This is a genomic window from Variovorax sp. MSC1_012 (assembly GCF_023667525.1).
GTDB lineage: Bacteria > Pseudomonadota > Gammaproteobacteria > Burkholderiales > Burkholderiaceae_C > Variovorax > Variovorax beijingensis_B.
This window is the reverse complement of the sequence record NZ_CM174443.1, coordinates 2,415,109-2,428,890: the sequence shown is the minus strand read 5'-3', so window position 1 is coordinate 2,428,890 and position 13,782 is coordinate 2,415,109. Positions and strand designations below refer to the sequence as shown.

Sequence of the window (13,782 nt, the reverse complement as noted above, 5' to 3'; positions counted from 1 at the left end):
GGGTCCGCGCCGTTCAGCGTTGCAGGAAGGCGGGCACGCCGCGCCCCTCGGAGGCCAGGAAGCGCATCATGGGATCGACCGCCGCGCGCACCGCGGGCCGCTCGCCCACGCGGCCGCGCCAGGCCACGAGCCGCGGCGTGGCATCGGTCATGCCGGCGCCCTTGCGGTCGGCGAACACGTGCGCCATGTAGAAGGCGATGTCGGCGAAGGAGTAGGGGCCCGCCAGGTATTCGCGCGTGGCCAGCAGGCCTTCCATTTCGTCGTAGTAGTGCGCGCAGGCGGCGCAGGCCGCCACGGCGGGCGCGCTCTGCATGTCGTGCTGCAGGCCGAAGAGCCGGATCACGTTGGGGAAGAACACTTCATCGGACTTCTGCTCGAGCTGCCGTGCGCGGGCCCGCTCGGCAATGCCCCGGGGCCACAGCGCAGGACTCGGGTACCGGTCTTCGAGGTACTCGAAGATCTGCGTCGAGTCGAACAGCTCGACATCGCCGTCGATCAGGATCGGCACCTGCTGCTTGACGGGATTGACGCGCAGCACCTCGGGGTGCTTGGGCTCGTAGGTGTCGTCCTTGGTGAACGGCACCATCAACAGTTCGAAATCGACGCCTTTTTCGAGCGCGGCGATCTGCACCTTGGCGCCGAACATGCTGAGGGGGGCGGAATAGATCTGAGTCTTCATGCCCCCGACTTCACCATGAAAGGCGCCTCAGGTCGAGCCCCAGACCTCCTGAGCGGTCTCGACCACGAGGCGCAGCTTGGCGCGCTGCGCTTCCACCGCGATGTTGTTGCCATGCACCGTGCTCGAGAAGCCGCACTGCGGCGACAGCGCGAGCTGCTCGAGCGGGGCGTACTTGGCGGCGTCCTCGATGCGGCGCTTGAGCTCGTCCTTGTCTTCCATCTCGCCGAACTTGGTGGTCACGAGGCCCAGCACCACCGTCTTGCCCTTGGGCAGGTAGCGCAGCGGCTTGAAGTCGCCCGAGCGGGCGTCGTCGTATTCCATGAAGTAGGCGTCGAGGTCCATTTCCTTCAGCAGCGCCTCGGCCACCGGTTCGTAGTTGCCGGCCGCGGCATGGGTGCTCTTGAAGTTGCCGCGGCACAGGTGCATGGCCAGCAGCATGCCCGGCGGCTTCTGCGCCACCACCTTGTTGATGAAGGCGGCGTAGCGGTGCGGCAGCTCGTTGGGATCGTCGCCGCGCTTGCGGGCGGCTTCGCGCATGTGCTCGTCGCACAGGTAGGCGAGGTTGGTGTCGTCCATCTGCACATAGGTGCAGCCGGCGGCCGCGAGCGAGCGCAGCTCGTCGCCGTAGGCCTTGGCGACATCGTCGTAGAACACGGGGTCGAGCTCGGGGTAGGCCTCCTTGCTGATGCCGGCGCGGCCGCCGCGGAAGTGCAGCATGGTCGGCGAGGGAATCGTCACCTTGGGCGTGCGGCCGGCCGAGACCTGGCTCTTGAGGTACTGGAAATCGGCGAGCTGGATGTCCTTGATGTGGCGCACCTTGTCGAGCACGCGCATCGCGGGGGGCGCGAGTTCCTCGGTGCCGTCGGGCTTGCGGATGGTGACCGGAATGTCGGTCTTCACGCCGCCGAGCTGGTCGAGGAAATCGATGTGGAAGTAGGTGCGGCGGAATTCGCCGTCGGTGATGCTCTTGAGTCCGATGTCTTCCTGGAACCGGACGATCTCGGTGATGGCCTTGTCTTCGACCTTGCGCAGCTGCTCGGGCGTGATCTCGCCCTTGGCGTTCTGCGCGCGCGCTTCGAGCAGGTATTTGGGGCGCAGGAAACTGCCCACGTGGTCGTAGCGGGCGGGCAGGGCGGCGTGCTGGGACATGGTGATCTCCGTCGTGGCTGAAAAACGATGGACATCGTATCGCCTCAGGAACGGACATTGGTGTGTACAACCGGCTTGGTGTTTACCCTCAATTTGACGCTTCATCGGCGAAAGTCTCGTGAGCTTTGTATACATTCAGTATTCATGAGAACGCCCGCAACCGCATGAAAGCCGCAGATGCATCACCCGTCGAGCCCGCGGACGGCGGCGGCTCGCAGGCCGTGAAGGCACAGCTGCGTCTGCGCGAGATGATCCTGGCCGGCGAACTGCCCGGCGGTGCGCGCATTGCCGAGGTGGCCATCTCCGAGCAGCTCGGCGTCTCGCGCACGCCGGTGCGCAGCGCGCTCATGCGGCTCGAGCAGGAAGGCCTGCTCGAGGCGCTGCCCAACGGCGGCTATGCGGTGCGCACTTTTTCCGAGCGCGACGTGGCCGATGCCATCGAGCTGCGCGGCACGCTCGAAGGCTTGGTGGCACGGCTCGCGGCCGAACGCGGCGCGGCGCCGGTCGTGCTGCGCGAGGCGCGCGCCTGCCTGGCGCGCATCGACGAACTGCTGCGCGAGCCCGCGCTCGACGACGCGGCCTTCTCGCGCTACGTCACGCACAACGAGAAGTTCCATTCGCTGCTGTGCGAAATGGCGGCCAGCCCGGTCATTGCGCAGCAGCTCGAGCGCGTGGTCAACCTGCCGTTCGCGTCGCCCTCGGGCTTTGTCATCGTGCAGGCCAATTCGCCCGCGGCGCGCGACATGCTCGTGATCGCGCAGGACCAGCACCTGCAGGTGCTCGATGCCATCGAGGCCGGCGAAGGCTCGCGCGCCGAGGCGCTGATGCGCGAGCACAGCCGCATCGCGCGGCGCAACCTGCGCGAGGCGCTGCATGGCGCGCCCACCGCCGAACAGCGCCCGCTGCCGGGCGTGCAACTGATCCGCCGGCGCGGCTGAGCGGGCCCTCGATGAAAAAGCGAGCGCCAATGGATGCACGCGCCCAGTTCGCCGCGCTGCGCGATCATCGCGCAGTTCATTTGTTCATCGCGCAACAAAGGCGAGCTCCACCCCCGGAGTAGGTGATTGCCTGCTCTGTCGCATCTTGCAAAGTATTGAAAAATAGCCCCGGTTCGCATTCCGTCCCTCCAAGGAAAACCTCATGCAAAGACGCCCTCTCATCCAGACCGCATGCCTCACGGCGCTTGCGCTTTCCATGTCGCTTGCCACTGCGCAGGACAGCAACAAGTTCAAGATCGGCCTGATCCTGCCGATGACGGGGCAGCAGGCCTCCACCGGCCGGCAGATCGAAGCGGCGGCCCGGCTGTACATGGCGCAGAACGGCGACACCGTGGCGGGCAAGAAGATCGAGCTGATCGTCAAGGACGACGTGGCCACGCCCGACGTCACCAAGCGCCTCGCGCAGGAACTCATCGTCAACGACAAGGTGAACGTGATCGCGGGCTTCGGCGTCACGCCCGCCGCGCTGGCGGCCGCGCCGCTGGCCACGCAGTCGAAGACGCCGCAGGTGGTGATGGCCGCGGCCACGTCGAGCATCACCGAGGCCTCGCCCTACATCGTGCGTTCGAGCTTCACGCTGCCGCAGGTGTCGGTGGCCATGGGCGACTGGGCACCCAAGAACGGCGTGAAGACGGTCGTCACTTTGGTGGCCGACTACGGCCCGGGCAACGACGCCGAGAAGTTCTTCAGCGAGCGCTTCCAGCTCAACGGTGGCAAGGTGATCGAGAAGCTGCGCGTGCCGCTGCGCAACCCCGACTTCGCGCCGTTCCTGCAGAAGGTGCGCGACGCCAAGCCCGATGCGCTGTTCGTCTTCGTGCCCTCGGGCGCCGGCGCGGCGGTGATGAAGCAGTTCCTCGAGCGCGGCATGGACAAGGCCGGCATCCGCATGATCGCCACCGGCGACGTGACCGACGACGACCAGCTCAACGACATGGGCGACGGCGCGCTGGGCGTGGTCACCTCGCACCACTACTCGGCCGCGCATCCGTCGCCGGCCAACAAGAAGTTCGTCGAGGCTTTCCAGAAGGCCAACCCGAAGATGCGCCCCAACTTCATGGCCGTGGGCGGCTATGACGGCATGCGTGTGATCTACGAAGCGCTCAAGGCCACCAAGGGGCAGGGCGGCGGCGACGCGCTGCTGGCCACCATGAAGGGCCAGATCTTCGAGAGCCCGCGTGGCCCGGTGTACATCGACGCGCAGACGCGCGACATCGTGCAGGACGTGTACCTGCGCAAGGTCGAGAAGAAGGACGGGCAGCTCTACAACGTCGAGTTCGACGTGATCAAGGGTGTGAAGGATCCGGGCAAGGCGAAGTAATTGAGTTGAGTGCTTGGGATGCGCGACTTGCTTTCAGGGCGCGCTCCCGCCGACGGGGTACCTTGCTCCGCGAATTTCCTCCGGCCTTCGGCCTCCCCCTTGATTTCGCTGCGCAAGGCACCCCATCGGCGGGAGCGTGTTCAGAGCACTGGTTGATCAGCGGTCGCCCAGAGCGTGTCCAGGTGCACAGGGCATCGGGTGCTCCCCGCAGCGAAATCAAGGAGGACGCCGCAGGCCGGGGGACATTCGCGGAGGGGAGTACCCGGTGGCCTGTGCACGCGCCCTGAAAAAACGCCCCGAACAAGAACCGACATAACTCGCGAGTCAAAGCAAACGCCGTAGCGGAACAATGACATGTTGACCATCCTTTTCGACGGCATCGCCTACGGCATGCTGCTCTTCGTGCTCGCCGTGGGGCTGGCCGTGACGCTCGGGCTGATGAACTTCATCAACCTCGCGCACGGCGCCTTTGCCATGGCGGGCGGGTACCTCACGGTGTTTGCGATGCAGAAGCTCGGCGTGCCGTTCCTGGCCTGCCTGCCGCTCGCGTTCATCGTCGTCGCACTGGCCGGGGCGCTGCTCGAACGCACGCTCTACCGGCCGATGTACGGCAAGCCGCACCTCGACCAGGTGCTGTTTTCCATCGGCCTCGCATTCATGGCGGTGGCGGCCGTCGACTACTTCGTCGGCTCGTCGCAGCAGAACGTGCAACTGCCCGAATGGCTGCGCGGCCGCACCGAAGTCGGCGACGGCGCGCTGCTGCTTGGCATGGGGCACTACCGGCTTTTCATCATTGCCGTGTGCGCCGTGCTCACGGTGGTGCTGCAGCTCATTTTGTCGAAGACGCGCTTCGGCAGCCGGCTGCGCGCCGCGGTCGACGATCCGCGCGTGGCCGCGGGGCTTGGCATCAACGTCAACATCGTGTTCCTGCTGACCTTCGCGGTCGGCTCCGGGCTCGCGGGGCTGGGCGGCGCGCTGGGCGCCGAGATCCTCGGGCTCGATCCGACCTTTCCGCTCAAGTACATGATCTATTTCCTGATCGTGGTGTCGGTCGGCGGCACCTCGTCGATCACCGGGCCGCTCGCAGCCGCGCTGCTGCTCGGCATTGCCGACGTGGCGGGCAAGTACTTCATCCCGAAGATGGGTGCGTTCACCGTCTACCTGCTCATGATCCTGATCCTGATGTGGCGGCCGCAGGGGCTGTTCACGCGCAAGGGAGGCCGTTGAAATGAGCGCGCCTTCTTCTACAACGACGACCTACGAATCGGCCCTGCTGCGCAAGGCGCGCTGGCGCCCGCTCGAGTTCGTGGCCTGGGCCGTGGCCTTTGCGCTGCCGTTCGCCATGCCCTCGCATTCGCTGCTGGTCAACGAGATCGCTATCGTCGCGCTGTTCGCGATGTCGCTCGACCTGATCCTCGGCTACACCGGCATCGTCTCGCTCGGCCATGCCGCCTTCTTCGGCTTCGGCGCCTACACCGCGGCGCTGTTCGCCAAGCTCGTGATGCCCGATCCGACAGTGGGGCTGGTGGTGGCCACCGTGCTCTCGGCCGTGCTCGGCCTGGTGGCCAGCGTCACGATCCTGCGCGGCAGCGACCTCACGCGGCTGATGGTCACGCTGGGCACCGCGCTGCTGCTGCTCGAACTCGCCAACAAGCTCGACTGGCTCACCGGCGGCGCCGACGGCCTGCAGGGCGTGGTGATGGGGCCGGTGCTCGGCCTGTTCGAGTTCGACCTCTACGGCCGCACGGCGGCCTGGTATTCGCTGGCCGTGATGCTGCTGCTGTTCCTGGTGATGCGCCGCATCGTGCATTCGCCCTTCGGATCCACGCTCAAGGCCATCCGCGACAACCGGCTGCGCGCCATGGCCATCGGCATTCCGGTGGTGTCGCGGCTGGTGGTCATCTATACCGTGGCGGCCGGCATTGCCGGTGCCGCGGGCGCGCTGCTGGCACAGACCACGGGCTTTGCCTCGCTCGACGTGCTGGCCTTCGACCGCTCGGCCGACGTGCTGCTGATGCTGGTGATCGGCGGCGTGGGCTGGCTCTATGGCGGCGTCGCGGGCGCCATCGTCTTCAAGCTGCTGCAGAACTGGCTCTCGGCCGTGACGCCGCAGTACTGGATGTTCTGGATCGGCCTCTTGCTGGTGCTGCTGGTGCTCGTGGGACGCGACCGCGTGCTCAAGCCATGGACCTGGCTGGGCAAAAAGAAGAGGGGCGGTGCCGCATGACCGAGACTGTGCTTTCGACGCAGGGCCTGGTGATGCGCTTCGGCGGCATCACGGCCACCAACAACGTCACCATGGAACTCAAGCGCGGTGCGCGCCATGCGCTGATCGGGCCCAACGGTGCTGGCAAGACCACGCTCATCAACCTGTTGACGGGCGTGCTCGTACCGACCGAAGGCCGCATCTCGCTGCTCGGCGAAGACATCACCACGCTCGCGCCGCACAAGCGCGTGGCGCGTGGCCTGGTGCGCACCTTCCAGATCAACCAGTTGTTCGACTCGATGACGCCGCTCGAAACGCTGTCGCTGGTGGTCTCGCAGCACCAGGGCATCGCCTCGCAATGGTGGCGCCCGCTGGGGTCCAGCAAGGCCGTGACGGAGCGCGCGGCGCAGCTGCTCGAGCAGTTCCACCTCGGCGACGTGGCGCAGCAGCAGACGAAGTTCATGGCCTACGGCAAGCGCCGCCTGCTGGAGATTGCGATTGCACTGGCCTGCGAGCCGCGCGTGCTGCTGCTCGACGAGCCGGTGGCGGGCGTGCCCGCCGGCGAGCGCGAGGAGCTGCTGCAGACGGTGGCCGCATTGCCGGCCGATGTGTCGGTGCTCTTGATCGAGCACGACATGGACCTGGTGTTCAGCTTTGCCGACTGCATGACGGTGCTGGTCAACGGCACGCTGCTGACCGAAGGCGATCCCGAAACCATCGCCAACGATCCGAAGGTGAAAGAGGTCTATCTGGGCCATGGAGAAGCCGTTCATGTCTGAGCTGCTGCGCATCGAGAACCTGAGCGCCGGCTACGGCGAGGCCGTGGTGCTGCACGACGTGGCGTTCGCGCTCGGCGAGGGCCAGACGCTGGCGCTGCTGGGCCGCAACGGCACGGGCAAGACCACGCTGATCAACACGCTGGCGGGCGCGACGCGGCAGCATGGCGGGACCATCGCGCTCGGCGGCCTGGCGCTGCACAAGCTCGCCCCGCACCAGCGCGCGGCGGCCGGCATCGGCTGGGTGCCGCAGGAGCGCAACATCTTCAAGTCGCTCACGGTGCACGAGAACCTCACGGCGGTGGAGCGGCCAGGAAAGTGGAACCCGCAGCGCGTCTACGAGATGTTCCCGCGCCTGGCCGAGCGCAAGACCAACCTGGGCACGCAGCTCTCGGGCGGCGAGCAGCAGATGCTGGCCGTGGGCCGCGCACTGGTGCTGAACCCGAAGCTGCTGCTGCTCGACGAACCGCTCGAAGGGCTGGCGCCGATCATTGTGGAAGAGCTGCTGCGCGCCATCCGCCGCATCACGCAGGACGAGGGCTTGGCCGCGATCATCGTGGAGCAGCATCCGCAGGCGATCCTCGCGATTTCCGATCAGGCGGTGGTGCTCGACCACGGCACCATCGTCCACACCGACAGCGCAGCCGCGTTGCGCAGCCAGCCGCAGGTGCTTGAAAGATTGCTGGGCGTGGCCCGGTAGCTGTCCCGGCAAACAACAAGGAGACACACAGATGGCGATCCCGAAGACAGTGTTTTGCGGGGGCGCCATGCTGGCCTCCGCCGTATGGCTGGCGGGCTGCGGCACCACCGCAGGGCCGCAGAACCTCACGCTCGGCGGCAATCCTGCGACATCCTGTGCCGCGCTCGTTGCACCAGTGGCGCCCGCGGTCATCGGCCTGCCGAGCGGCGCGGCAACGATCGATTCGGCCACGCTCGTTCCTGCCGCCGCGCTCGCTGTCGCCGAGCGCGGTGGCAGCCCCGCCGCGCGCATCACACCGGCAACGCCCGCGCACTGCAAGGTGCTCGGCCGCATCGCGCCGCTTGACGCCGCGGCACCGCCCATCTTGTTCCAGGTCAACCTGCCGCTTGCGTGGAACGGGCGCAGCGTGCAGTACGGCGGCGGCGGTTTCAACGGTGTGCTGATCACCGGCCTTGCACTGGTGCCCGGCGCGCGCTTCGACCAGCCCGCGCCGCTGGCGCAGGGCTACGTGACCTACGGCACCGACTCCGGCCACCAGAACGTGCAGGGCCAGCCGCCGCAGGCCTTTGCGCTCAACGACGAGGCGCTGGTGAATTTTGCGCACGCCTCGTACAAGAAGGTGCGCGACGTGGCGGTGGCGCTGATGCAGCGGGCCTACGGGCAGGCGCCGCAGAAGCTGTACTTCGTGGGCAGCTCCGAAGGCGGGCGCGAAGCGCTCACCATGGCGCAGCGCTATCCGCAGGATTTCGACGGCATCTTCAGCCGCGTGCCGGTCATCAACTGGACGGGGCTTCAGCACGCCGGCACGCGCAACGGCATTGCCACCTTCGGCGAGGGGTGGCTGCGGCCCGCGCAGGTGCAGCTGGTGCACAACGCCGTGCTCGCATCGTGCGACGCCGCGGATGGCGCGGCGGACCGCGTCGTATCGAACCCGGTGGCCTGCCTGCAGCGCTTCGATCCGGCGAGCCTGCGCTGCGCCGCGGGCACGAGCGGCGACAACTGCCTGAACGATGCACAGGTGCAGGCAGTGCGCACACTGCGTTCGCCATGGCGCTCGCCCGTGCCGCTGGCCCATGGCGTCACCGAGTATCCGGGCTGGGGCATCGGTGGCGAGGCGACGCCGGCTTTCGCGTCGACGGGCGGATGGAATGCGTGGTGGACGGGCACCAGCGCGCCGACCGTGCCGCCGCAGCCGAGCAACGGCATCGCATGGTTCTACGGCAGCGGCGCGCTGCAGTATTTCTATGCGCGCAATCCGTCCATCGACGTGCGCGGCTACCGCGCGGAAGACTTTGCCGCGCGCATCGCCGCCGTGTCGCAGTTGATGGATTCGACCAACCCCGATCTCAGCGCCTTCAGCGCACGCGGCGGCAAGCTGCTCGTGCTGGAGCACATGGCCGACTACGCGCAGAGCCCGTTCGCCGGCATCCGCTATTACGAATCGGTGGTGGCGCGCATGGGCCGCGACAACGTGGACCGCTTCATGCGCCTCTATACCGCACCCGGTGTCGACCATGTGGGCAGCGGCGCCCCGGCCAATGTCGACATGCTCGGTGCGCTGGCTGATTGGGTCGAGCGCGGCCGTGCGCCGAGCGGGCTGCAGCTGGCCGAACAGGAAATGCAGCCGCCGTTCAAGATCGTTCGGGCCCGCCCGCTGTGCGAGTGGCCGCTGTGGCCGCGCTATGGGGGCGGGGATGTAGCGCAGGCGGCGAGCTTCCAATGCAGCCGGTAGCATCGCCGTCCTGAAGGCCAAGGCCGGCGAGGCACCACGGCCTCAGAACTGGTACTTCGCGCTCGCGACCACCGTGCGGTTGCTGCCGGGGTAGCGGTTGCCATATGCGCGCGATGCGGCGTACTTGCATCGTGCACAACGCTGCGCTGTTGCGCGCGCTCTGACGGGCGGCGCGAGGCAAGCCAAGCTGCTCGCAGGCCCCCGCGTTGCGCGGGGGGCGTGGCAGATCAGAACTTGTAGCGGGCGGTCAAGGCGGCCGCGCGGTCCATGCCTTGGTAGCACTCGCCGTGGTAGCAGATCGAGTTGTACTTCTTGTTTGCCAGGTTGGTGACGTTGAGCGCGAAGCGCCATGGGCCGCGTTCGTAATAGGCGGCTGCATCGAAGAGCGTCACGCCGCGTTCGGCCGAGCTGTTGATTTCGTCGTTCTGGCGCTTGCCGATGTAGCGCACGCCGCCGCCGAATCCCAGGCCGTTGCCCATCGTGTAGTCGAGCCAGACCGAGGCGGACTGCTTGGGCACGAGCGGCGGGATCTTGCCGACTTCGTCCGGATCGGCGCTGGCGAGCACCTTCATGTCCAGCCAGGTGTAGGAGGCCGCGATGTTCAGGCCCGGTGCGAGCTCGCCCTTGGCCTCCAGCTCGATGCCGCGTGAGCGCTGTTTGCCGACCGCGCGTTGCTCGAAGCTCGCTGGGTCGATGGTGACCACGTTGATCTTGCGCAGGTCGAAGGCTGCGGCGGTGAACAAGGTGCGCGAGCCCTCGGGCTGGAACTTGACGCCGACCTCGACCTGCTTGCCGCGGCTGGGCTCGAAAGGTTGGTTGTTCACGTCGACGCCGCTGTTGGGCAGGAAGGACGTCGCATAGCTCACGTAGGGCGCCCAGCCGTTGCCCAGCAGGTAGGTCAGGCCCGCCCGGCCACTGAACGCGGAGTCCGATTGCCGGGTGTGGCTGGGATCCAGGTAGTTGTCGGTGATCTGGCGCACGTGGTCGTGGCGGCCACCGAGGGTGACGACCCAGCTGTCGCCGAACTTGATCTGGTCCTGGGCGTAGAAGCCGGTCTGGCGCGTCGACTGCGCCAGATTCGACAGCGCCTCGGTGGGCATCGGCACGAACTGGCCGTAGACCGGCATGAACAGGTCGAGGTCCGGAGCGGGGCCGACGAAGCGCCGCCGCTTGCCTTCCTGGTCGGCGTAGTCCACACCCAGCAGCACGGTGTGCTGAACGGAGCCGTACTGAAGCTTGCCTTGCACGCTGGTGTCGAGCGTCGCGAGGTTCATCGGATCGTTCCAGGTTCTGGCAACGCGGGAAAGCGTGCGCAGGTCTTCGCCGAGCGAGTCGGCCCAGACGGCTCGCCTGTCCAGCGCGACCTGGCTGTAGCTGAAGTTCTGGCGCAGCGTCCAGGCGTCGTTCAGGGCCGTTTCGAAGCGGTAGCCGATGGCCCCCTGTTTCTGCTTGAGCCGGCCGAAGCTGTAGTCGCCCACCTTCACGGAGGAGAGAACGTAGTTCTGCGTGAGGTAGTAGGGGTCTTCGTTCGTGTTGTTCTTGAGGAACTCGGCGAAGACCGTCAGCGAGGTCTTCGCGTTGGGCTGCCAGCGCACGGAAGGCGCGAGGTAGGTGCGCGTGTGGTTCAGCTTGCGGCCGTCGGGATACTGGTCCTGGTCGTTGCTGTCGAGGCCGACGCCGATGAGGCGATAGCTCAGGTCGGTGTCGCCGATCCGGTCGCCGAGGTCGAACGCCAGTTGCTTGCGTTGATGGCTGCCGTACTGGACTTCGATTTCGCGCACCCGCTCGCCGGGCTGCTTGCTCACGCGGTTGACCACACCGCCCGCATCGCCCTTGCCGAAAATCATCGACGACGGGCCGCGCAGCACTTCCACGCGCTCGAGCGCGTAGGGCTCGGTCAGGTAGTACGTGGGGACGAATGCGGGCTGGGAGAGCCCGTCCCGGTAGATGCCCGTGACACCGGCGTCGAAGCCGCGCAGCAGGATGTATTCCCAGCCGCGGTTGTCGGGGCCGTAGGTGTTGGTGGTGACGCCGGGCGTGTAGCGAACGGCATCCATGACGTCCTGCGCGCCGCGCGTGTCCATTTCCTTGCGGCCGATGACGGAGATCGACTGCGGTATTTCCAGGATCGGCGTGTCGGTCTTGGTCGCGGTCTGGCTGCGCCGAGCGACATAGCCCGGCACCGGACCCAAGCTGGTTTCGTGCTCGGCGGTGGCACTCACGGTAACGGCCGGCAGGGTGGCGCCGGCATCGCGCTGCGCTTTCTCGATCACCAGCGTGGTGCCCGCCACGCGGCCGACCAACCCGCTGCCCTGCAGCAGTTGCGCGGTGGCGGCCTGGACGCTGAGACTGGCCTGAACCGGGCGGCCCTGCAGGCCTTGCAGCAGGCCCGGCGCCGCCAGCAATTGCAGGCCGGCCTGGCGTGCGAGCTGGTCCAGCGCCTGATCCAGCGGCTGGGCGGGGATCGAGAAGGCGATGGCAGCGCCGGCCGCGGGTGGTGTCGCGTTCTGGGCCCAGGCGGTCTGGCTGGCCTGGGCCACCAGGAACAGCACGGCTGCCGCGATCAAGTGGCGCTGGCCGGCGGGAAGAAGAAGGTGAGGGGAGGGCATGCGGTTCTCTCGGTTCGGGTCGGGGTCATGAAAATTCCGGGACGTCCGCATGGCGGTTGTTCCGGGCTCCATGGACTGATACGACCGAGCGGCCGCAATCCCTCACCCGCATCGCCAGAAAAACGAGGCGCAAGACGAGACGGGAGGCCGGATGCCGTTCTCAGAAGACTGGGCGGCGTTCGATGACCAGGGCCCGTTCCGCCCCGTCGTCTTCGCGCACCCGCACCGGCAGGCTGCCCGGCAGCAAGCGCAGCCAGGTGCCCGCCTCGGCGATGCGCACGCGCCCGAACACCGGGAGTTGCGCGGCTCCAGGCGCCACGCGCAGGGGGCGCGGGCTGTAGCGTGCAAGGCGCTCCACGACCTCGCCGAGTGGCCGGTGATGGAAGTCGAGCCAGCCGTCGCGCCACGGGGCGACCGCGGCGGGCCCGGCCGGCTGGGCGGCGGACAGCTGCTGCGCCGTGTCGATGAAGGCGCGGTCGCCCGCGCCGAGCACGCGTTCGTCGCCGCTCGCGCTGCGCACACGCACGTGGCCTGATTCCACCGCGACGCGCACGCCGCCGTCCTGCAGCGCGACCTCGAAGCGCGTGCCGAGCACCGTGATCTCGTGGCCCAGCGCGTTGACGATGAAGGGGCGCGCCTCGTCGCGCGCCACGTCGAAGAAGGCGCTGCCGGCCAGCAGCCGCACGGTGCGGCGGGTGGCGTAGTACTGGACCTCGGCGCGGCTCGCGGCGTCGAGCGTGAGGCGGCTGCCGTCGGGCAGGGCCTGTCCCTGGATGCGGCCGATGGCAGTCGCGAGGGTGGTGCTGTAGCCGGGCATCCATTGGCGCCAGGCCTGCCAGAGCGCGGCGCTGCCGACGCCGAGCCCGCACACGCCGAGCAGGGCCGACAGCGCGCGGCGCCGTCCGGTGCGCGCTGGCGCCACATCGCCGCGCCAGCGGTGCAGCGCCGCCTCGACGCTATCGAGCGCCCGCATCACTTCGCGTTCCACGGTCTTGATCGACACCCCATGGCGGCGCGCCAGTTCGGCATGGCAGGCGCCATCGAGCCGGTCGGCCAGGAAGATGTCGCGGCTGCGCGGCGGCAGAGCCCGCAACGCGGCATCCACTGCATCGAGCGCCTGCCGGTGGGCGAAGCCGTCGGCCACGTCCCGCGTGCTGTGGTGTTCGTGTCCGGCCATCAGTCCGGTGTCGAGGTCGGCGGGGGCCGGGCTGAAGCGCTCCGCACTGCGCTGGCGGCGGCGCAGGTGGTCGATCGCGAGGTTCTCGGCCACGGTGTAGACGTAGGCGTGCGCGGCGGCCTCGGGCGGTGCGGGGTCCGCGGCGGTGTCGCGCATTTGGGCGCGTTCGGCCAGCCGGACCCAGGTGTCGTGCGCCAGCTCCCGCGCCTCGTGAGGGCTGCCGGTGCGGCGCGCGATGAAGCGCACCAGTTCCTGGTAGCTGTCCTGGAAGGCTTTCAGCAGCGGGCTGGGAGAGAGTTGGGCGGACATGGGCTGGGAAGTGGCGTGCGAATCGCTGGAGAATTATTGTCGAGAATAGTTCTCATTTGACGGCGGCATACCCGAATCGGCCCCGTTCTGTGGCGAGCGAGGCCACCGCCGGCCCGGGCCGGAGCAGCG

11 protein-coding genes are annotated in these 13,782 nt (G+C 67.9%); 7 read left to right on the top strand and 4 right to left on the bottom strand.

What is annotated here, in order from left to right; all coding sequences use genetic code 11:
* Positions 1-13: 13 nt before the first annotated feature.
* On the bottom strand, positions 14-679 hold the full coding sequence (locus tag L1081_RS11500) for a glutathione S-transferase N-terminal domain-containing protein (protein ID WP_489416512.1): 666 nt from the start codon (positions 677-679) through the stop codon (positions 14-16).
* A gap of 27 nt (positions 680-706) precedes the next feature.
* Positions 707-1,828, bottom strand: coding sequence for a 5-methyltetrahydropteroyltriglutamate--homocysteine S-methyltransferase (locus L1081_RS11495; protein WP_489416511.1), 1,122 nt, complete (start codon positions 1,826-1,828; stop codon positions 707-709).
* Positions 1,829-1,992: 164 nt separating this feature from the next.
* Here L1081_RS11495 and L1081_RS11490 point away from each other — a divergent pair, with 164 nt between their 5' ends.
* The 7 genes from L1081_RS11490 to L1081_RS11460 all read left to right on the top strand — a co-directional run bounded on the left by L1081_RS11490 (position 1,993) and on the right by L1081_RS11460 (position 9,558).
* Positions 1,993-2,766, top strand: coding sequence for an FCD domain-containing protein (locus L1081_RS11490; RefSeq protein WP_489416510.1), 774 nt, complete (start codon positions 1,993-1,995; stop codon positions 2,764-2,766).
* A gap of 202 nt (positions 2,767-2,968) precedes the next feature.
* Entirely contained in the window at positions 2,969-4,144 is a 1,176-nt protein-coding gene (locus L1081_RS11485) for an ABC transporter substrate-binding protein (RefSeq protein ID WP_489416509.1), read from the top strand.
* A gap of 354 nt (positions 4,145-4,498) precedes the next feature.
* Positions 4,499-5,371, top strand: coding sequence for a branched-chain amino acid ABC transporter permease (locus L1081_RS11480; protein ID WP_319431128.1), 873 nt, complete (start codon positions 4,499-4,501; stop codon positions 5,369-5,371).
* Position 5,372: 1 nt separating this feature from the next.
* Positions 5,373-6,371 carry an ABC transporter permease subunit gene (locus L1081_RS11475; RefSeq protein WP_489416508.1) on the top strand — a complete coding sequence of 333 codons (999 nt, stop codon included), beginning with the start codon at positions 5,373-5,375 and terminating at the stop codon, positions 6,369-6,371.
* A complete protein-coding gene (locus L1081_RS11470) occupies positions 6,368-7,129 on the top strand; it encodes an ATP-binding cassette domain-containing protein (protein ID WP_489416507.1) in 762 nt (253 codons plus the stop codon). Before L1081_RS11475 ends, L1081_RS11470 begins: the two co-directional genes overlap by 4 nt.
* Complete coding sequence (locus tag L1081_RS11465; protein WP_489416506.1) at positions 7,122-7,826, top strand: ATP-binding cassette domain-containing protein; 705 nt, start codon at positions 7,122-7,124, stop codon at positions 7,824-7,826. The genes L1081_RS11470 and L1081_RS11465 overlap by 8 nt, the downstream gene beginning before the upstream one ends.
* 31 nt (positions 7,827-7,857) lie before the next feature.
* Positions 7,858-9,558 carry a tannase/feruloyl esterase family alpha/beta hydrolase gene (locus L1081_RS11460; RefSeq protein ID WP_489416505.1) on the top strand — a complete coding sequence of 567 codons (1,701 nt, stop codon included), beginning with the start codon at positions 7,858-7,860 and terminating at the stop codon, positions 9,556-9,558.
* 227 nt (positions 9,559-9,785) lie between these two features.
* On the opposite strand, the gene L1081_RS11455 is transcribed toward L1081_RS11460, so the two are convergent.
* Positions 9,786-12,167 (bottom strand): TonB-dependent siderophore receptor, encoded by a 2,382-nt coding sequence (locus tag L1081_RS11455; RefSeq protein ID WP_489416504.1) that lies wholly within the window; start codon positions 12,165-12,167, stop codon positions 9,786-9,788.
* 160 nt (positions 12,168-12,327) lie between these two features.
* Positions 12,328-13,653, bottom strand: coding sequence for a sigma-70 family RNA polymerase sigma factor (locus L1081_RS11450; RefSeq protein ID WP_489416503.1), 1,326 nt, complete (start codon positions 13,651-13,653; stop codon positions 12,328-12,330).
* Between the last annotated feature and the right edge of the window lie 129 nt (positions 13,654-13,782).